At 69.3% G+C, this 19,352-nt stretch carries 18 protein-coding genes; 7 read left to right on the forward strand and 11 right to left on the reverse strand.

From position 1 onward, the window contains the following. The first annotated feature begins 34 nt into the window (after positions 1 to 34). Complete coding sequence (locus ACSMFO_RS00600; protein WP_436456325.1) at positions 35 to 1,585, forward strand: BTAD domain-containing putative transcriptional regulator; 1,551 nt, start codon at positions 35 to 37, stop codon at positions 1,583 to 1,585. On the opposite strand, the gene ACSMFO_RS00605 is transcribed toward ACSMFO_RS00600, so the two are convergent. The 6 genes from ACSMFO_RS00605 to ACSMFO_RS00630 all read right to left on the reverse strand — a co-directional run bounded on the left by ACSMFO_RS00605 (position 1,586) and on the right by ACSMFO_RS00630 (position 9,058). Further along, positions 1,586 to 3,184 carry a glycoside hydrolase family 13 protein gene (locus ACSMFO_RS00605; RefSeq protein ID WP_436456326.1) on the reverse strand — a complete coding sequence of 533 codons (1,599 nt, stop codon included), beginning with the start codon at positions 3,182 to 3,184 and terminating at the stop codon, positions 1,586 to 1,588. A 46-nt stretch (positions 3,185 to 3,230) separates the two neighbouring features. Then, positions 3,231 to 4,100 carry a carbohydrate ABC transporter permease gene (locus tag ACSMFO_RS00610; protein ID WP_037336837.1) on the reverse strand — a complete coding sequence of 290 codons (870 nt, stop codon included), beginning with the start codon at positions 4,098 to 4,100 and terminating at the stop codon, positions 3,231 to 3,233. Beyond that, positions 4,097 to 5,071: a carbohydrate ABC transporter permease gene (locus ACSMFO_RS00615; protein WP_073842526.1), complete on the reverse strand. Its 975-nt coding sequence runs from the start codon at positions 5,069 to 5,071 to the stop codon at positions 4,097 to 4,099. Before ACSMFO_RS00615 ends, ACSMFO_RS00610 begins: the two co-directional genes overlap by 4 nt. Beyond that, positions 5,049 to 6,422: an ABC transporter substrate-binding protein gene (locus tag ACSMFO_RS00620; RefSeq protein ID WP_436456328.1), complete on the reverse strand. Its 1,374-nt coding sequence runs from the start codon at positions 6,420 to 6,422 to the stop codon at positions 5,049 to 5,051. The genes ACSMFO_RS00615 and ACSMFO_RS00620 overlap by 23 nt, the downstream gene beginning before the upstream one ends. Before the next feature lie 402 nt (positions 6,423 to 6,824). After that, on the reverse strand, positions 6,825 to 7,829 hold the full coding sequence (locus tag ACSMFO_RS00625; RefSeq protein ID WP_038514546.1) for a LacI family DNA-binding transcriptional regulator: 1,005 nt from the start codon (positions 7,827 to 7,829) through the stop codon (positions 6,825 to 6,827). 32 nt (positions 7,830 to 7,861) lie between these two features. Next, entirely contained in the window at positions 7,862 to 9,058 is a 1,197-nt protein-coding gene (locus ACSMFO_RS00630; RefSeq protein WP_360128208.1) for an MFS transporter, read from the reverse strand. 57 nt (positions 9,059 to 9,115) lie between these two features. Between ACSMFO_RS00630 and ACSMFO_RS00635 the strand changes: the two genes are divergently transcribed. After that, a complete protein-coding gene (locus tag ACSMFO_RS00635; RefSeq protein ID WP_228694535.1) occupies positions 9,116 to 9,661 on the forward strand; it encodes a hypothetical protein in 546 nt (181 codons plus the stop codon). Between the two features lie 287 nt (positions 9,662 to 9,948). Beyond that, positions 9,949 to 11,337 carry a PepSY-associated TM helix domain-containing protein gene (locus ACSMFO_RS00640; protein ID WP_436456329.1) on the forward strand — a complete coding sequence of 463 codons (1,389 nt, stop codon included), beginning with the start codon at positions 9,949 to 9,951 and terminating at the stop codon, positions 11,335 to 11,337. Here the strand turns inward: ACSMFO_RS00640 and ACSMFO_RS00645 are convergent. After that, a complete protein-coding gene (locus ACSMFO_RS00645) occupies positions 11,327 to 12,223 on the reverse strand; it encodes an SDR family NAD(P)-dependent oxidoreductase (protein ID WP_436456331.1) in 897 nt (298 codons plus the stop codon). The two genes, ACSMFO_RS00640 and ACSMFO_RS00645, sit on opposite strands and share 11 nt — an antisense overlap. A gap of 79 nt (positions 12,224 to 12,302) precedes the next feature. Here ACSMFO_RS00645 and ACSMFO_RS00650 point away from each other — a divergent pair, with 79 nt between their 5' ends. After that, positions 12,303 to 12,878 (forward strand): TetR/AcrR family transcriptional regulator, encoded by a 576-nt coding sequence (locus ACSMFO_RS00650; RefSeq protein WP_436456333.1) that lies wholly within the window; start codon positions 12,303 to 12,305, stop codon positions 12,876 to 12,878. Here the strand turns inward: ACSMFO_RS00650 and ACSMFO_RS00655 are convergent. Beyond that, the gene (locus ACSMFO_RS00655; RefSeq protein ID WP_436457051.1) at positions 12,776 to 14,140 is read right to left on the reverse strand and encodes an MFS transporter; all 1,365 of its coding nucleotides are present in this window, start codon (positions 14,138 to 14,140) and stop codon (positions 12,776 to 12,778) included. The two genes, ACSMFO_RS00650 and ACSMFO_RS00655, sit on opposite strands and share 103 nt — an antisense overlap. Before the next feature lie 122 nt (positions 14,141 to 14,262). Next, a complete protein-coding gene (locus tag ACSMFO_RS00660; RefSeq protein WP_016333863.1) occupies positions 14,263 to 14,904 on the reverse strand; it encodes a TetR/AcrR family transcriptional regulator in 642 nt (213 codons plus the stop codon). Between the two features lie 112 nt (positions 14,905 to 15,016). Between ACSMFO_RS00660 and ACSMFO_RS00665 the strand changes: the two genes are divergently transcribed. Next, positions 15,017 to 15,865, forward strand: a complete 849-nt coding sequence (locus ACSMFO_RS00665; protein WP_436456334.1) for a shikimate dehydrogenase — start codon at positions 15,017 to 15,019, stop codon at positions 15,863 to 15,865. Beyond that, positions 15,855 to 17,618 carry a bifunctional sugar phosphate isomerase/epimerase/4-hydroxyphenylpyruvate dioxygenase family protein gene (locus tag ACSMFO_RS00670; protein WP_436456335.1) on the forward strand — a complete coding sequence of 588 codons (1,764 nt, stop codon included), beginning with the start codon at positions 15,855 to 15,857 and terminating at the stop codon, positions 17,616 to 17,618. The genes ACSMFO_RS00665 and ACSMFO_RS00670 overlap by 11 nt, the downstream gene beginning before the upstream one ends. Here the strand turns inward: ACSMFO_RS00670 and ACSMFO_RS00675 are convergent. After that, a complete protein-coding gene (locus ACSMFO_RS00675; protein ID WP_436456337.1) occupies positions 17,602 to 18,135 on the reverse strand; it encodes a hypothetical protein in 534 nt (177 codons plus the stop codon). The genes ACSMFO_RS00670 and ACSMFO_RS00675 overlap by 17 nt on opposite strands. Positions 18,136 to 18,239: 104 nt before the next feature. On the opposite strand from ACSMFO_RS00675, the gene ACSMFO_RS00680 reads away from it, so the two are divergent. Continuing rightward, positions 18,240 to 18,815, forward strand: coding sequence for a TetR/AcrR family transcriptional regulator (locus tag ACSMFO_RS00680; RefSeq protein WP_436456338.1), 576 nt, complete (start codon positions 18,240 to 18,242; stop codon positions 18,813 to 18,815). 38 nt (positions 18,816 to 18,853) lie between these two features. Here the strand turns inward: ACSMFO_RS00680 and ACSMFO_RS00685 are convergent, their stop codons facing one another. Next, complete coding sequence (locus tag ACSMFO_RS00685; protein ID WP_436456339.1) at positions 18,854 to 19,339, reverse strand: hypothetical protein; 486 nt, start codon at positions 19,337 to 19,339, stop codon at positions 18,854 to 18,856. Positions 19,340 to 19,352: the final 13 nt, after the last annotated feature.

Here is a 19,352-nt window from a genome sequence, read left to right on the forward strand (position 1 = left end):
CCGCCGCGACCAGGACCCGCCTACCTTTCCGCTCATGCCCCCTCTGCCACAGGAAGTCCGGTACCGCTTCACCGTGCTCGGCCCGCCGGGATTCACCAGTGGCGGCACGCGGCTGGACCTCGGCTCGCCCCAGCAGCAGGCGGTGCTGGGGCTGCTGCTGGCCAACGCGGGCAGTTTCGTCCGGACCGGCGAGCTGATCGACGGCCTCTGGGGCGAGCGGGCGCCCGCGACCGGCGAGGCCGTCATCCGGACCTACATCTCCCGCCTCCGGCGGCTGCTCTCCTTGCAGGGACTGGGTTCGGCGATCGTCTCGCGCTCCGGCGGCTACCGGCTGGATCCGGATCGCTTCGAGGTGGACGCGGTCGAGTTCGCCGGGCTGATCGAGAGCGCGCGTCAGGCGCGCACCGCGGAGACGGCGGCGAAACTGCTGGAGCGGGCGCTCGGGCTGTGGACCGGAACGGCGCTGGCCGGAGTCCCCGGCGAAGCGGCGGAACATGAGCGTTCGCGCCTGGAACGGTTGAAGCTGACGGCCACTCAGGATCTGCTTCGGCTGCGCCTCGAACTCGGGGAGCACGACGAGGTGGTGGCCGAAGTGCCGGCGCTGATCGAGCGCAATCGGCTCGAAGAACCGCTGTACGAGATCTATCTCCTGGCCCTCCATCGGGGCGGGCGGCGCGCCGAGGCGCTGGAGCTCTATCGGGCGGTCCACGACCTGTTCGACGCGGAACTCGGGATCCGTCCGGGGCCGAAACTGCGGGCACTGCACGAGAAGGTGCTTCGTGCCGAGGACGAGCAGACACCCTCATTCCGCGAACCGGACCCGCTGTTCGTCGGACGTGCACGCGAACGCGCGGAATTCCGGCGGCTGCTCGCACGAGGCGGAGTGCTGTTCCTCACCGGTGCCCCCGGAATCGGGAAGTCGACCCTGCTCCGGAAGTTCGCCGACGACGCGGCGGCCATGGGCAAACCTGTGCGGCTCTTCGATGGCCTCGACGATCCGGCGGCGGTCCTGCGACGCCTGCCCGGAGACGTCACGGTCGTGATCGCGGGCCGGACCGGCCCGGACGCCACCCTGCTGGTCGATCCGGCGTGGTCGGGCCGGATCACGATCCGAAAGCTCGAACCCTTGAGTGACAACGAGTCCGCTGCGCTGCTCGAAGCGCGCGGCGTCGAACCGAGTCTTCGGCAGTCCATTGTGGACTTCGCCGCGGGTAACCCGTTCGCGCTCTCCCTGGCCGCCGAAGTCAGCAGGTCACCGCGATCGGACGCGGCACGCTACGTGGTGGACACCGTCTACGCCCAGCTGGCCGGGGATCCGCCGACGGAGGCGCATCGCTGGGCGTTGTACGTGTGCGCGCAAGCGGAGCACACCACCGAAGACCTCCTCCGGTCCGTGCTGCCGGGAGGACGGTCTTCGGAGCTGTTCGACTGGCTCCGCGACCACCCCTGCGTCGAGGCCGCCACCCAGGGCCTCGTCCTCGGCGGTGTGCTCCGCGAGGTGCTTGACAGGCACCTCCGGTGGCGTGACCCGGCGGGCCGCGCACGGATACGCGGCCGGATCAGCCGGGTCACGACCGGCCGGTGATCAGGTGCGCAGCCACACCGCCGTGTCCGCCGGGAGTTCTCCGTCGACCGGGCCGCTGACCAGGAGCACCTCGCGATGCGGCGGCAGCGGCACGGGCTTGTCCGAGAAGTTCAGCACGAAGGTGAAGCCCGGTTCCCGAGTGAACGCGAGCACGCCGTCGCCCAGCTCCAGCCATTCCAGTTCACCGGGGCCGAGCGCGGGAAGTTCGTCCCGCAGCCGCAACCCGGAGCGGTAGAGCCGGAGCATCGACGCCGGTTCGGCCGCCTGCGCCTCCGCCGTGTGGGAACGCCATTCCTCAGGCTGGGGCAGCCACGTCCCGCCCGTGCCGAAACCGAACGGCGGCGTGTCACCGGACCAGGGGAGCGGGACGCGGCAACCGTCACGGCCGGGGTCGGCGCCGTTCGTCCGGGCCCACACCGGATCCTGCCGGAGTTCGCCCGGGATGTCCTCGATCTCCCACAGGCCGAGCTCTTCCCCTTGGTAGACATAGAGACCACCGGGCAGCGCCATGGTCAGCAACGCCGCCGCCCGTGCCCGGCGGGTCCCGAGTTCGCGATCCACGGGGGTGCCGTGCAGCCGGTCCGCGAACGCGAAACCGGTGTCGCCCTCGCGGCCGTACCGCGTCACGTGCCGGGTGACGTCGTGGTTCGACAGCACCCACGCCGCCGGCGCGCCGACCTCCTCGTGCGCCGCCAGCGTCCGCCCGATGACATCTCTGAACCGGGCGAAATCCCACGGGCACACCAGGAAATCGAAGTTGAACGCCGCGTGCAGTTCGTCGCGGCGCAGGTATCGTGCCGCCCGGGACATGTCCGGCAGCCACATCTCGCCGACCAGCACCCGGTCACCCGGGTAGCTGTCGGCGATCTTGCGCCACGACCGGTAGATCTCGTGCAGCCCCTCCTGATCGGAGAACGGCGTCTCGTCGCCCGGATCGACGTCGGGCAGCCGCGGGTCCTTCACCAGTCCGTCGGCGACGTCGATGCGGAACCCGTCGACCCCGCGGTCGAACCAGAACCGCAGCACGTCCTCGAAATCGGCGCGGATCTCCTGGTTGTCCCAATTGAAATCGGGCTGGCGCGAGCTGTACAGATGCAGGTACCACTCGCCGTCCGGGACCCGTGTCCAGGCGGAGCCGCCGAAACGCGACTTCCAGTTGTTCGGCGGCTCCGAGCCGTCCGGCCCGCGGCCCGGCCGGAACCAGAACCGTTGCCGCTCCGGCGATCCCGGCTCGGCGGCGAGTGCTTCGGCGAACCAGCGGTGCTCGTCGGAGCAGTGGTTCGGCACGATGTCGATGATCACGCGGATCCCCCTGGCATGGGCCGCGGCGATGAGGTCCTCCGCTTCGGCGAGCGTGCCGAAAAGCGGGTCGATCTCCCGGAAGTCGGCGACGTCGTAGCCGCCGTCGTCCATCGGCGACGGATACCACGGGGTGAACCAGATCGCGTCGATCCCCAGTTCGGCCAGGTAGTCCAGCCGCGCGCGGACACCGGCGAGATCGCCGACGCCGTCACCGTTCCCGTCCGCGAAACTGCGGAGGTAGACCTGGTAGATCGCCGCGCTCCGCCACCATCCGGCGGACTGCCCTGATGCGGTCACGAAATACCCTCCCAATCGTTTGTGGAAACCCCGAATGCGGCGAGAGTCAGCCTTTGAGACTGCCGGCGGTGAGCCCGGCGAGGATATGCCGCTGGAACGCCAGGAACAGCGCCACCATCGGCAGGCTGGCCAGGACCATGCCCGCGACGAGCACGTTCAGCGGCATGTCGATGGCCACGCGCTGCAGCATCACCGACAGCGTCTGCTTTTCGGTGTCCGGGAACACCAGCAGCGGCCAGATGAAGTCCTTCCACGCGGCCACCACCGCGAGGATCGAGACCACGGCCAGGATCGGCCGGGAGATCGGCAGGATGATGCGCCACAGCGTGCGCACCGGTCCGGCGCCGTCGAGGCGCGCGGCCTCGATCAGCTCGTCCGGGATCTGGTCGAAGAACCGTTTCAGCAGATAGATGTTGAACGCGTTCGCGGCCGCGGGCAGCCAGACCGCCGCCGGTGAGTTGATCAGGTTGAGGTCCAGCAACGGCAGGTCGGTGATCGTCACGTAGGTCGGCACGAGCAGTGCCGCGGCGGGGAGCATCAACGTCGCGAGCATCAGCCCGAGCACGACGTTGCCGAACTTCGGCCGCAGCTTCGACAACGCGAACGCCGCGGGAACGTCGATGGCCAGCTGGGCCAGCCAGGCGCCCCCGGCGACGATCACGGTGTTGAGGAAGTACTTGCCGAGGCTCAGCTGGTCCCACGCGTCGGCGAAGGTCTCCGGATGCCACTCGTTCGGGATGAACGTCGCCGGCGTCTGCGCCAGCTCCTGGGGTGACTTCATCGCGCCGGTCACGGCCCAGTACAGCGGGAACAGGAACGCGATGACGAACAGGAGCAGCGTGCAGGCGAAGATCACGGCGTACCCGATCTTGCCGCCGGGGCTGCGAAGCGTGCTGGGGGAGACGAGCGTCCTCATGACTCATCCGCCTTCCGGGTCAGGCGCACGTACAACGCGGAGAACACCCCGAGCGCGACGAACAACAGCAGGCTCAACGCGCTGGCCGAGCCGAAGTCGTTGTAGACGAAGGCATAGCGGTACAGCAGCAGGAGCACGGTGACGGTGGAGTCGTCGGGCCCGCCGCCGGTCATCACGTACGGCTCGGTGAACACCTGCATGGTCGCGACCACCTGCAGCAGCAGGAGCACCAGCAACACGAACCTCGTCTGCGGCAGGGTGACGTGGATCAGGCGCTTCCACAGTCCCGCGCCGTCCAGCTCCGCGGCTTCGTAGAGCTCACCGGGGATGGTGCCGAGCGCGGCGAGATAGATCAGCGTGGTGCTGCCCATGTTCGCCCACGTCGACACGAACACCAGCGACAGCATCGACGTGTCGCTCGAGTCCAGCCACTGGCCGCCGGGCAGGCCGACGGCGCCGAGCGCGGAGTTGAACAGACCGGCGCCCGGGTCGTAGAACCACTTCCACATCAGGGCGGTGACCACCGGCGGCAGCATCACCGGCAGGTACACCGCCAGCCGGAAGAACGCCTTGGCGTGCCGCAGTTCGTTGAGCAGGACGGCGGTCAGGAACGGCACCACGAACCCGAAGACCAGCGCGAGCCCGGTGAACAACAGGGTGTTGCGCCAGGCGATGCCGAACAGCGGGTCTTCGAACAGGCGGGTGAAGTTGTCGAAGCCGACCCACGTCGGCGGGTTGACGAAGTCGACCTGCTGGAAGCTCAGAAGCACCCCGCGCACGATCGGGTACCACGAGAACAGGGCGAACACCACGAGCGCGGCGCACAGCAGGCCGTACGCGGTGACGTTTTCCTTGAGCTTGCGGCGTATCCGGTTCCGGCGGCGTTCGGCCGCCGAGGCGACCGGCCGACCGGCCCGCGACGACGTTGTCGCGGGCCAGTCGAGGACGCTACTTGACCTGGGCGAGGACACTGTTGACCTTCGACTCCGCAGACGACAGCTGCTGAGCGATATCCGCGTTCCGATCGGTGAGCACCGCCTGCATCACACTGTCGAGGATGGCGTAGACCTGCTGCGCGTTCGGCGGTTCGATGCTGCCCTTGATCCGCGAACTCACGTCCACATAGGACTGGTAGTTCTCGGCGGGAACGTTGGCGTGCTTGGCCTTCACCGCGAGCTGCTGATCACGCACGGCGCCCTGCCAGACGTCCGGGGTCGGCTCGGCGGGCAGCCCGACCGGCTGCTTGCCGTCGACGTACTGCTGGACGTGCTTCTCGAAACGCTCCGGGTTGAGGTACTTCCAGCGGACCCATTCCAGGCCGGCCTTGATCTTCTCCGGCGAGGCCTTGGGGTTGATCATGTAGCCCTCGCCGCCGAGCAGCGTGCCCTGCCCGCCCGGCATGCCCGCGACGCCGTAGTCCTCGTACTTGCCGTTGAACTGTTTGACGAGTACCGGGACGTTGTCCGGGGCGGCCATGTACATGCCGAGCCGGCCGGCGCCCATCATGCGCTGGACGTCCTGCGCTTCGAGCAACTGCTTGCTGCCCATGGTGTCGTCTTCCCACCGCATGGCGCGCAACTGGTTCAGGGCGGCCTTGGCCTTGTCGTTGTTGAAGGCGGCGACCCAGTTGTCGCCGTCCTTGCGGGCGACCTCGCTGCCCATGGAGTAGAGCCAGCCGGTCAGATGCCAGCCGCCCTGGTTGTTCTTGCTGTAGTCGGCGTATCCGACGGTGCCGTTGCCCAGCGCGGCGATCTTCTTCGCGGCCGCGCGGACCTCGTCCCAGGTCTGCGGCGGTTTGTTCGGATCGAGCCCGGCCTTCTGGAACAGCGGACGGCTGTAGAGCAGGCCCATGCTGTAGTTCATCGTCGGGAGGCCGTAGAGCTTGCCGTCGGCATCCCGGAAGTTGTCCAGTAATTCCGGTTTGATGTCGCCGAAGTTCTTCAAGCCCTTGGCCGCTTCGGTGATGTCGGCCGCCTGGCGGCGCGCGATGATCTGCGCGGGGTCGGTGAAGTAGACGTAGTAGACGTCTTCGAGCTGCCCGCCGGCGAGTTTGGCGGAGAACGTCTTCGGGTCCATGAACCCTTCGTGCGGCTCGATGTCGATGTCCGGGTGGCTCTCCTCGAACTCCTTGACGTCGGCGTCGAACACGCCGCGCTCGAACGGCTGGCTGGTCGGGGGCTGCCCGGTCACGGTGATCTTGACCTTGCCCCCGGTGCTTTCACCGGAGCCGGAACCGCAGGCGGCCGCGCCCAGGGTGAGTCCGCCCGCAAGGAGCAGGCAGAACATCCGGCGGCGCACGGCAGGGGACCAAGTGCTGCTCATCTTCAAGCCTCATCTCGGGATCGCGACGGCTGTCACGTGATTGCGGTCACTCTAAAGTGAAGCCCCAGATTAACGCAATAACTAGATGAAAACTTGCAACTTTGCGACAGACGCAGTCGCGGGGTGCCCCAAGTGCATGAAGGCCCCCTTCGCTGCGCTAGACGCAAGGAAGGGGGCCTTCATGTACTTCATCGAACATGCGTGCTTGAAGCCGTAACTCGCGTGCTTGGAGGCGTAACACTCAGATCCGTCCCGAAGCACGCGTGATACGGCTCCAGGCACGTGTGATACGGCTTCCGGCACACGGGGTCCGGCCTGGGGCGAAGGACGCTTTCCCCGCATCGCACGAGCGGAAAGCGTCCTTCGCCCCGTGTCCGTCTCGGGTGGCCTTCGTCGGGGTGGCTAAACGCGGCGCGCGGTGGAGCCCCGGACGACGAGCTCGGGCGCGAACAGGAGTTCCTCGGCCGCGACCTCGCCGCCGTTTATGCGCTTGACCAGCAGTTCCACCACGGCGCGGCCCATCGCCTCGATCGGCTGCCGGGTGGTGGTGAGCGGCGGATCGGTGCAGTTCATCAGGGCGGAATCGTCGTAGCCGACCACCGAGACGTCTTCGGGGACGGAGAGCCCTTGCCGCCGGGCCGCGCGGATCGCGCCCAGAGCCAGGAGATCGCTCGCGCACAGGACGGCGGTCGCGCCGCGCGGGTACAGCCGGGCCGCGGCCGCGTGCCCGCCTTCGATGGAGAACATGCCGTGTTCGACGAGTTCGTCCAGCACCGGAAGACCGAGTTTCGCCGCGTAGGCGCGGAAGGCCTCGAGTTTGCGCTGGGACGGGACGTGGTCGGTCGGGCCGAGGACGAGGCCGATCTTCTCGTGGCCGAGCGAGCTCAGATGCCCGACGACCTGTTCGACGGCGACCGCGTCGTCGCACGAGATCTGCGGCAGCCCGAGGTGGTCGACGGCGGCGTTGATCAGCACCGTCGGCAGGCGGCGCTCGGCGAGATGGTGGTAGTGGGAATGCACCGCGTCGGCCTGGGCGTAGAGCCCGCCGGCGAACACGACCCCGGAGACCTGCTGCTGCAACAGCAGTTCGACGTACTCCGCTTCGGAGACGCCTCCCGCGGTTCGGGTGCACAGCACCGGGGTGAAACCCTGCTGGGCCAGCGCGTTGCCCATGATCTCGGCGAGCGCGGGGAAGATGGGGTTCTGCAGTTCGGGAAGGACCAGTCCGACCAGGCGGGCGCGATCCCCGCGCAGCTGGGTCGGCCGTTCGTAGCCCATCACGTCCAGCGCGGTGAGGACGGCGGCCCGGGTGCTCGCGGAGACCCCTGATCGGCCGTTGAGTACCCGGCTGACCGTGGCTTCACTGACCCCGACCTTGCGGGCGACTTCGGCAAGACGACGCGTCATGGCTGAAACATTACCGCAAGCGAGCGCAAGAACTAGACACTCTTGATCGGTGCGGTTGCCCGGAAGTCACGCGAGGAGGGCACGAGGGCGGCGGCCGCCGGAGCGGCGAAGCAGACGACCGCGCACGCCGCCAGCACCGGCGCCGCCCCGAACCGGTCGATCGCGGGCGCGATGAACGCGAGCCCGGCGGGCGCGAGGCCGTAGGAGAACAGGAAGTCCAAAGAGGACACCCGGGCGAGCTTCCCCGGCTCGACCTCCCGCTGGGTCGCGGTGAACCAGGGGACGTTGAACAGTTCGATGCCCAGCCCGGCGACGGCGTAGGCGGCGATGACGAAGGCCGGGTGCACCGGGAACAGCAGGCTCAGTGGCGCGAAGCCGTAGCAGCCGAGCCCTGCCAGCGCCGTCCAGCCTTGCCGCTTCGGGCGCCAGCGCGCGATGACGACAGCGCCCGCGAGCGCGCCGAGGGTGTACGCGGTGAGTCCGGCGGCCAAGACCGTTTCGCTGTCATAGCGGTCACGGCTGACCAGCGGCAGCACCACACCCGTGGCGGAATAGCCGGTCGCGACGACGGCGGTCAGCGCGCCGAGCCCGGCCAGGAACCACGGATGGCGGCGGGCCTCACGGAGGCCGTCGGCGAACTCGCCGAAGAAGCGGGTCCCGGCGGCGGCCGGGGCGGGTGTGAAGGTGCCTCGCGGCGGGATCAGCGCCGCGCCGAGCCACAGCACTCCGGTCCCGATCACCAGGGCCGACGTCGAGGCGAACTGGGAGAGCAGGGCGGTGAGCCCCGGCGCGACCAAGGTCGTGACCCGGACGGCGAGGGTCATCGCGGCGTTGGCCTGCTGCCGCCGGTCTTCGGCGATCACCTCGGCCGTGAGCGCCTGGAACGCCGGGCGGCACGCGCCCTGTCCGACGCCGACGACGGCCGCCGCGGTGGCCATCAGCAGGACCGACCGGCCCATCCCGGTGGCGATCAGCGGAGTGGCGAGACCGGCGATCAGACCCGCCCAGAGCACGACCCCGCGACGGGAATGCCGGTCGGCCAAGACGCCCGCCACCGGGACCGCCACGAGGAATCCCACCGTCCGAGCGGCGAGCACGATGCCGAGGTCCACAGCCGAAAGCGACCGTTCGAGCACCGCCAGCCCGAGGATGAACGGCAGGGCCCAGGTCGCCAGCCCGGAGGCGGTGTTCCCGGTCCAGAGCCGGAGGAACGACAGGCTGCGGAGCACCGGGCCGACGATATCAAGGAGAGACAACGGGCCCGTTCGCGCTCTACTCTGCCTCCCGTGCGCACGCCGACCCCGACCCGAGGCCCGGCCCGGCGCCTCCGCGGCGGGGCCGTGGGGGTGCTGACCGGCACTTTGGCGACCGGTGCCCACGTCGGGACCAGCGGCCGCGTCCCCGATCTCGGTGTCGTCGTGCTGCTCGTCGCCCTGCTGAGCTGGGTGGCGTACGCGTTCGCGGGACGCCGCCGCGGCCCGCTCGCCATCCTCGGCCTGGTGGCGGGCGGGCAACTGGCGATGCACGCCTGCCTGACCTTCCTGACCTGGCAGTCGCACGCCCACCACGCCGAAGCCCCGGGCAACGGCCTGTCCATGGCGGCCGGGCACGCCGCCGCGACCCTCGTGGTGGCGATGGTGCTCGCGGGCGCCGAGCACGTCATGTACGCGCTCACGACGCTCATCGCCTCGGTTCTTCCCCGGCGGTTGACCCCGCGGCCGGCGACGGCGCCGCTGCGGATCCACGTCCCGCTCGCGGTGGAGTTCCCCGCGACCGAGGCGCTCCTGCGAGACGTGCTTTCGCGGCGCGGCCCGCCGGTGACGTCCGCCTGATCCCCGAACCCCTGCCGAGACCCGTGTCGCGGCAGGGCTGAGGGTCTGTTGGTGAACCCGCGTCCGCGATCGACGTCGGCAGGGCGCCGCCTGGTCATCCACCTCACGGACGCGGACAAGGCGCCCTGCCACCGCGATAGTGGGGCCTCCGGCCGGGCGGGTTCACGCGTCTGGTCACTTTCCGGATGAATCTCAGCTCCGCCAACAGGCTCTCAGCACGCGCGCCGTGAGCATCCCGGCGCGCGGCGCAGGCGCACGCCTCCCCATCGACGCCTCAGGAGTCCCCCATGGCAACGCGAATCGAATCGACCACGAGCCCGCCGCGCGCGACCGGCTGGCGCGGGCTGTTCCTCCGCTTCCACTTCTACGCCGGCGTTCTCGTCGGACCGTTCATCCTCATCGCCGCGCTCAGCGGCGTTCTCTACGCGGCGACGCCGCAGATGGAGTCCTGGATCTACTCCGACCAGCTCCGCGCCCCCGTCGGGCTGAGCCAGGTTTCACTCGCCGACCAGGTCAAGGCTGCTCAAGCGGCCCACCCCGGCGGCGACCTGGTCGCCGTCCGGCCCGCTCCCGAGCCGGGCGACACGACTCGGGTCCTGTTCGCCGAGGAAGGACTCGGCGAATCCGAACGGCGTGCGGTGTTCGTCGACCCGGCCACCGCGCAGGTGCGCGGGGACTTGGTCGCGTATGGATCGAGTGGTGCCTTACCGTTCCGGACCACGCTCGACCGGTTGCACCGCAACCTGCTCCTCGGCGAGCCGGGACGGCTCTACAGCGAACTCGCGGCGTCCTGGCTGTGGGCGGTCGCGCTCGGCGGCCTCGTGCTGTGGATGAGCCGCCGTCGTGCCCGCCGGGCCGAGAAGGCCGAGTCCGCGCGCGGGAAGTCGGTGCGCCGTCACGGATCCGTCGGTCTGTGGGTGCTGCTCGGCGCGCTGTTCCTCTCGGCGACGGGGCTGACGTGGTCGGCGTACGCGGGGGAGAACGTCTCCGCGTTGCGTGAATCCCTCGGCTGGGCCACCCCGGCGTTGAAGGTGACCGGCGGCGACGAACATGCCGGGCACGCCGGTCACGGCGAAGCCCCCGCCGCTCCGGCACCCGCGAAACCCGAGAGCGTGGACGCGATGCTGGCCTCCGCCCGCGCCGCCGGGATCGATGCCGCCTCGGTGGAGATCGGGCTGCCCACGAAACCCGGCGCTCCTTGGCAGGTGGCGGAAATCGAGCGCGGCTGGCCGACGCAGGTCGACGCCGTCGCGGTCGACGGGACGACCGGGCAGATCCTGGGCGAGGTGCGCTTCGCCGACTACCCCCTGATGGCGAAGCTCGCCCGCTGGGGGATCGACGCGCATATGGGCGTCCTGTTCGGCTGGCCCAACCAGATCGTGCTGCTCCTGCTCGGCGCCGGTCTGGTCACGCTGGTCGTGCTCGGCTACCGGATGTGGTGGCAGCGCAGGCCGACCCGGGCCACCGGGCTGACCTTCGGACGGCCCGTCCCGCGCGGTCAATGGCGCAAGGCGCCGCCGTGGCTGCCGGTGGGTCTTCTCGTCCTGGCCGCCGCGATCGGCTGGTTCGTGCCGCTGCTCGGGATCAGCCTGCTCGCGTTCCTGGTGGTAGACCTGCTGCTGGGCCTGCGATCCCGCGGCAAGTCCACCCCGGACTCGACCGACGTCACGGTGTGAGTTCCGCGCTCGCCGCCCACAACCGGGCGGCGAGTGCGGTGTCGGCGAGCTTCCCGCGGACCGGCTCCCGCCTCGGCTCACCACGCAGACCGAACACGCGGGGGCCGAACATCTCACCGCCACGCACGGCGGGATCGAGTACCGCGCGTACTGCGGGCCAAGCGCCGGCTTCCTTGCCCTGCAACAGAAGCCCGGCCGGGAGCTTCCGCCCACCGGGCTCAGGGTGCACCGGCCTCGGCGGGGTGAGGGAATCGAGCGCTCCGCCGGGATGGTCGACGACGCTCAGGACCGTGCTCCCGGCCGCGCGCAGCCGCCTGTCGAGCTCGAAGGCGAACAGCATCTGCGCCAGCTTCGAGCGCGCATAAGTGCGTTTGGGCTGGTAGTCCCGCTTGCTCTGGAGGTCGTCCAGGTCGAGGTCCGCGGACTTGCCCACGAAGCTGCCCGTGGTGACGACGCGGCCGGCCTCGGCCGCTTCGAGCAGGGGCATCAACCGGTGTACCAGCACGAAATGCCCGAGATGGTTGGTGGCGAAGGTCAGTTCGAGGCCGTCGGACGTCTCCCGCCTCGGCTGGTTCTCCAGGAGTACGCCCGCGTTGCAGACGACGGCGTCGAGCCGGTCGATCCCCAGAGTGTCCACTGAGGACTTGAGGGACGGGAGATCGGAGAGATCCAGCCGCAGGTGCCCGAGACTCGCGTCCGGCACCAGGGAACGGATCGACGTCATCGCCGTCTCCGCCTTGGCGGTGTCCCGGCTGCCGAGGAGCACGGTGGCGCCGGTGCCGGCGAGCTGTTCGGCGACGAAATAGCCGATCCCCGCGTTGCCACCGGTGACCAGGAAGGTCTTGCCGTCGGCACGCGGCAGGTGGTGGACGTCCCAATGGCTCACGGCGCTCTCCTCAAAGTCGAAGTCACTCCGAATATACACTCGCTTCGAATTCGGAGTGACTTCGATGTAGGCTGGGTCCATGGGAGCGACCGAGCCGGGCAGGCGTGAACGCAAGAAGGCGGCGACACGCCAGGCCTTGTCGGGGGCGGCGCGACACCTGTTCCTGGAACGGGGTTTCGACAACGTCACCGTCGCGGAGATCGCCGACGCCGCGGACACGGCGGTGTCCACGCTGTTCGCGCACTTCCCGGGCGGCAAGGAGGCGCTGGTCCTCGGCCACGGTCACGAACGCGAAGCGGCCTTGGCCGCCGCGGTGCGTGACCGGGCCGAGGGCACGTCGATCCTTCAGGCGCTGCAGGACTTCCTCGCGACGCGTGGCCCGTTCGACCCGGATCCCGATCCGCTGGCGCGGCGGGTCGCGGATCTGGTGGTGGCGACCCCGGCGTTGCGCGCCTACGCCAGGACGCTGTGGACGGGCTGCGAGGACGCACTCACGAAGGTCATCGCCGAAGCGTCGGGGCAGGACGATTTCTCCGTGCGGCTGCTGGCGCGTTATGTCCTGGAGGTCCCGGACCTGGCCGGGGTCGAGGTGGATCCCGCCGCCGCGCTGGACGCCGCGTTCGTGTTCTTACGGCGGGGCTGGCCGGGGTTCTGACCGTCCGCGCCGAGGTCCTCGGTCGGCACGTCGTGCGTTTCGCGTGCGGTGAGCGCGGCCGCGGCGCTGAGGAGGCATACCGCGGCGGTGAAGACGGCGACGCCGAGCCAGTCGTCCTTCCCCGAGCCGATCGCGGCCACCACGCTCGGGGCGAACCCGGCGATGGCGAACCCGATCTGCGTGCCGATCGCCATCCCCGAAAGCCGGACCTTGGCGCTGAACATCTCACCGTAGAACGACGGCCACACTCCGTTGACGGCGCTGTAGGCGACGCCGAACAACAGGATGCCGACGGCGAAGATCAGCGGATACGAACCGTCCGAAATGGACCACAGGTACGGGAAGATCAGCGCCGCGCAGGCGAGGCAGCCCGCGATGAACACCGGTTTGCGGCCGACCCGGTCGGAAAGCCCTGCCAGGAACGGGATCGCGAGCAGCGCGACGACGTTTGCCAGTACTCCGACCCACAAAATCGGTCCGCGGTCCAGCCCGATCGTGTTGACCGCGTAGCTCAGCGCGTACACGGTGAAGATCGTGCTGACCGAGGCGATGGTGGCCGCGACGACGACGCGGAGCACATCCTTCCAGTGCGTCCGGAACAGCACGGCGACCGGCAGTTTGGCGACGGCGGACCGGTTCTGTTCGAACACCGGGGTTTCGTCGATCTTGCGGCGGATCACGAAACCGACGACCACGACGGCGGCGCTGCACCAGAACGGGATCCGCCAGCCCCAGGTGAGCAACTGGTCCTGGGGGAGCGCGGCGATCGGCAGGAAGACCGCGGTGGCGAGGATCTGCCCGGCCTGGGTGCCGCTGAGGGTGAAGCTCGTGTAGTAGCCGCGCCGGTGGGACGGCGCGTGTTCCAGTGACATCGAGTTGGCGCCCGCCTGTTCGCCGGCGGCCGAAAGTCCTTGCAGCAGACGGAGGATCACCAGCAGAACCGGCGCGAGCACGCCGACTGAGGCGTACGTCGGCAGGCAGCCGACCAGGAACGTCGTGGCGCCCATCAGCACCAGCGTGAACACCAGGACCTTCTTGCGGCCGAGCCGGTCTCCGACGTGCCCGAGCACGAACGCGCCGACCGGGCGGGCGAGGTAGCCGACGCCGAAGGTCGCCAGCGCGAGCAGCGTGCCGGTGGCGGGGGAGGAGGCGGGGAAGAAGACCTTGTTGAACACCAGTGCGGCGGCGGTTCCGTAGATGAAGAAGTCGTAGTACTCCAAGGCGCTGCCGATCCAGGCGGCCGATGCGGCCTTGCGGGGCATGCCTTGCGCGACAGGGGAGGGAGAGGCCACGTCGACGCTCCAAGGGGCGAAATCAGCAATGTACGATCTAGTTAGTTAATACAGCCTGCGAGACGGTGCCCCGGTTGTCAAGAGCCGGGATTTCAGGCGGTCAGGTACTCGATCACCAGGTCGCCCAGCATCAGGCGATAGTGGGCGCGGCGGGCCGGGTCGAGCATGTCCCGCCCGAAGATCGCGGAGAAGGTGTGCCGGTTCGCGAGGCGGAACACGCAGAACGAGCTGATCACCATGTGCACGTCGAGCGCGTCGACGTCCTCGCGGAACCGGCCGGCCTCGCGGCCGCGGTCGAGGATGCGGGAGAGCACGTCGAGGGCCGGGTTCGCCATGCCGGACAAGGCTTCCGAGCGCGCGATGTGCTCGCCGTGGTGGATGTTTTCGATGCTCACGAGGCGGATGAAGTCCGGGTTCGCCTCGTGGTGGTCGAAGGTGAGCTCGGCGAGCTGGCGGATCGCGTCCTCGGGTTCGAGGTGGTCGACGTCCAGATCCTGTTCGAGCGCGCGGATGGTCGCGTACGCGCGTTCGAGCGCGGCGACGTAGAGCTGCTCCTTGCCGCCGAAGTAGTAGTAGATCATCCGCTTCGTGGTGCTCGTGCGGGCGGCGATCTCGTCCACTCTCGCGCCGGCGTAGCCCTTGTCGGCGAACTCCCTGGTGGCCACCGCGAGGATTTCGGCGCGGGTGCGTTCCTTGTCGCGCTGGCGCTCGACCTCGGACGACGGTGCGGCCACCTGACTCCCTCCGAACCGCTGGTGGAAGGCCTCACTCTAGCGCAGCCCTTCTCGTGCTGACCGGTCCGCGCTACAGTGAACTCACTAGTTCGTACATTAATGGAGGATCTTGGTGAGCGGCTACCTCATCGGCCTGGTCGGCACCGGTATCGGGCCGTCGCTGAGCCCGGCGCTGCACGAACGGGAAGCCGACGAACTCGGGTTGCGCTATCTCTACCGGCGCCTCGACCTCGACGTGCTGAGGCTCCCGATCGGTGAGGTGCTGGCAGCGGCCCGGACCGCGGGCTTCGACGGTCTCAACATCACGCATCCGGTGAAACAACAGGTGTTGCCGTATCTCGACGACGTGGCGCCCGACGCCGCGGCACTCGGCGCGGTGAACACGGTGGTGTTCCGCGAAGGGCTCGCGACCGGGCACAACACGGACGCGACCGGTTTCGCCCGCAACCTCACCCGAGGGCTGCCGGACGCCGACATGGACACCGTCGTCCTCCTCGGCGCGGGCGGGGCGGGCGCGGCGGTGGCGCACGCCCTGCTCTCCCTGGGAACCGGACGACTGATCGTGCACGACGTCGACGCCACGCGTGCCGGAACGCTGGTCTCCGCGCTGCGACGGCGTTTCGGCGACGACCGGGCCCTTTCCGGTTCCCTCGACGACGTCCGGGATGCCGACGGCCTCGTCCACGCCACGCCGACCGGGATGGCCGCGTACCCGGGCTCACCGGTTCCCGCCGAGTCGCTGCGCGAGGGGATGTGGGTGGCCGACATCGTGTACCGGCCGCTGGAGACCGCGCTGCTCAAGCAGGCGCGCGAACGGGGCTGCCGGACGCTGCACGGCGGCGGGATGGTGGTGTTCCAGGCGGCGGACTCGTTCCGCCTGTTCACCGGCGCGGAGCCGGACGCCGACCGGATGCTCCGGCATTTCGAAGCACTGGAAGGAAAACCCGCCCATGCCCGGTGACACCGCCATCGCGACCGTCTGCCTTTCCGGCACGCTCGAGGACAAACTCGCCGCGGCCGCCGCGGCGGGGTTCCACGGTGTCGAGATCTTCGAGAACGACCTGATCGCGTCGAGGAGGTCGCCGTCGGAGATCCGGCGGCTCTGCGCCGATCTCGGGCTGACGATCGACCTCTACCAGCCGTTCCGCGATTTCGAGGCGGTGCCGCCGGACCTGCTCCGGGCGAACCTCCGCCGGGCACGACGGAAGTTCGACCTCATGGCCGAACTCGGGGCGGACACCGTCCTGGTCTGTTCGTCGGTCTCGCCGGACGCCGTCGACGACGACGATCTCGCCGCCGCGCAGCTTCGGGAACTGGCCGGGCTGGCGGGGGAACGCGGGATCCGTGTCGCCTACGAAGCGCTCGCGTGGGGCCGGTTCGTGAACACCTACGAGCACGCTTGGCGCATCGTGCGGCGGGCCGATCACCCGGCCTTGGGAGTGTGTCTCGACAGCTTCCACATCCTGTCGCGGCGCAGCGATCCCCGCGCGATCCGGACGATCCCGGGGGAGAAGATCTTCTTCCTGCAACTGGCCGACGCGCCGTTGCTGGACATGGACGTGCTGCACTGGAGCAGGCACCACCGGCTCTTCCCGGGGCAGGGCGCGTTCGATCTGACCGCGTTCACCGGGCACGTGCTGGCGGCCGGTTATCGAGGGCCGCTTTCGCTGGAGGTCTTCAATGACGTCTTCCGGCAGGCGGACCCGCGGCCCGCGGCGGTCGACGCCATGAGATCGCTGGTGGCCTTGTGTGAATCCGTTGGCGTTCTTGAGCTTCCCGAGGCTCCTCGGCTGGATGGCCACGCCTTCGCGGAACTCGCCGTGCCGGGAACCGTGCTCGCTGACCTCGGCTTCGCCCACGTCGGAACGCATCGCTCGAAGCCGGTTCAGCTGTGGCAACAGGGATCGGCGCGGTTGCTGGTGAACGAAGCCGCCGAGGACGGCACGATCAGCGCCGTCGGCCTGATCAGCGCGAATCCGGCCGGATCGGCGCGGCGCGCGGAGACCTTGCTCGCTCCCGTGCTGCCCCGCGAGCACGGCCCCGGCGAGGCGGATCTGTCCGCCGTCGCCGCGCCGGACGGCACCGAGATCTTCTTCTGCGGCGGCGATGGATGGCTTCAGGACTTCGTCCCGACCGGAACGGAGCCGTCCGGCGCGGGGATCACCGGCATCGACCACATCGCCTTGACCCAGCCTTTCGACCATTTCGACGAGGCGACGCTGTTCTATCGTTCGGTGCTGGGCCTGCGGCCCGACCCGGTGTCCGAGTTCGCGGCGCCGTTCGGGCTCGTGCGCAGCCGGGCGGTCGGCGACCGGGACGTCCGCTTGACGCTCGACAGCGCATTGGTGAGGCGAGGGGAGTGGGCGCCGGGAGTGCCTTCGCCGCAACACATCGCGCTCGCTTGCGATGACGCTCTTGCGGTCGCACGCGCCCTGCGGGAGGCCGGTGCGCCGGTGCTGGAGATCCCCGGGAACTACTACGACGACCTCGAAGCGCGGTTCGATCTGCCCTTCGCCGCGCGACTGCGGGAGAACTCGGTGCTGTACGACCGTGACGAGGACGGCGAATTCCTGCACTTCTGCACCGAACTGGTCGGCTCCCGGGTCTTTTTCGAGGTGGTGCAACGGATCGGCGGCTATCGCGGCTACGGGGTCGTCAACACGCCGGTGTACATGACCGCCCATCGGGAGCGGCGGCTCAGCCTTGCGGGCTGAGCTGGGTGCGCCTGCCGAGGCGGATCGCCGAGACCAGGAAGAAGATCCCGCCGAGCACGGCGTATCCGGCCAGATTGACCAGCGAGGCGTCCGGCGGCGCGGCTTGCAGGACGAAGGCGGTGCCGGCGAGGGTGGAGATGGCGCCGCTGGCGATCATCGCCCACTGGCCGCCCAGTTTGCGGCGGCCGAGGCCGACGGCGAGCTGGACGAGGCCCGACACGATCGCCCAGGCACCCCAGACGCGCAGCACCGCCGGGATACCGGACGCGGCGGCGAACGCGAGGCCGATCCCGGCGAGCGCGCTGATCGCGATGTTCACATACAGCCCCGGCGCGTCCTTTGACGAGCGAAGGTCGATGACGGCGGCGGCGACGTCGAACAGCGGGTACAGCACGAGCAGTGCGACGCTGACCGGCCCGAGCTTCGACGCGCTCGTGAACAGCAGGCCGGCCCACACGAGGGCGAAGCCGAAACGAACGAAGTACAAGCGCCGGAGGGTGGCGGTTTGGCTGCTCACAGGAGCTCCTAGATGAGGTGAGGAGAACGTTCGGTCTACCGCGACTCTGGCAGTGGGGTACGGCGCGGTCAAGACCGAACGTTCTATCCCGTAAGATGGCCGTAATGGTTAAAGGTCAAGCGTCCGAAGCGCGCACAAGGCTGCTCACCACGGCGACCAGGCTCTTCTACACGGAGGGCATCCACTCCGTGGGCATCGACCGGATCGTGGCCGAAGCGAAGGTGACCCGCGCGACCCTGTACCGGCATTTCCCGGGCAAGGACGATCTGATCGTCTACTACCTGCAGGAAGCCGACCAGGCGATCCGTGGGCAGATCGAGGCCATCGTCGCCCGGGGGGCGGCGGCGCCGGACACACTGCGGGCGATCGCCGCCGACATCACGGAGGGCATCCGGTCACCCGGCTTCCGCGGCTGCGCCTTCCTCAACGCCGCGTCGGAGTATCCGGATCCGGCCCATCCCGTGCACAAGGCCGTCCTCGCCCACCGGCACTGGTTCGCGGGGGTGATCACCGGCGTGCTGGCCCACTTGGGGAGCGCGCGGGCGGAGGCCGCGGCCCGGCGCTTCGTCCTGCTGCGGGACGGCGCGATGGCCACAGGCTGTCTGACCGACCCCGCGCCGATCTGCGAAACCTTCCTTGAAGGAGTCGACGACCTGTTACGACTTCACGTCACGTCGTGAGTGGCATCGACGGCGCGGGTGAGTGACCGGGGTGAACGTCAGCTCGGCGGCTGCTGCTCTGTCGGCGGCTGCTGTGCTTGAGGGTTGGGCTGCGGCTGAGCCTGCGGGGCGTAACCCGGCTGCGCCACCGGGTAGCCCGGCTGGGGCGCCATCGGGTAGTTGGCAGGCGGCGCGAAGCCCTGCTGCGGCCGGGAAGGGCGGCCGCTCTTGACGACCGCGATCGCGACCAGCAGCCAGGAGAGCAGCGAGGCGGTGTCGAACACGATGGCGACCGCCAGGTAGATCGTGCGGATGCCGTCGACGGACAGGCCGCCGGACTCGACCCAGTCCGACACGCTCAACGCCAAGAACTGCCACACGATGGCCAACACCGTCGTGACGAGCATGACCGCGAAAGCGGCCACCATCAGACCGGAGACTCCCCGGGCGCGTCCTTTGACCGAGACGATCAGGCCGAGTAGGCCGACCGCGAGTTGCAGTACCAGGGGGATGGTCTCGATACTCGCGAACGTTAAGGGTGACATGCCTGCCTTCCAC

Origin of the sequence: Amycolatopsis sp. w19 (assembly GCF_051373225.1) — a bacterium.
Classification (GTDB): domain Bacteria; phylum Actinomycetota; class Actinomycetes; order Mycobacteriales; family Pseudonocardiaceae; genus Amycolatopsis; species Amycolatopsis japonica.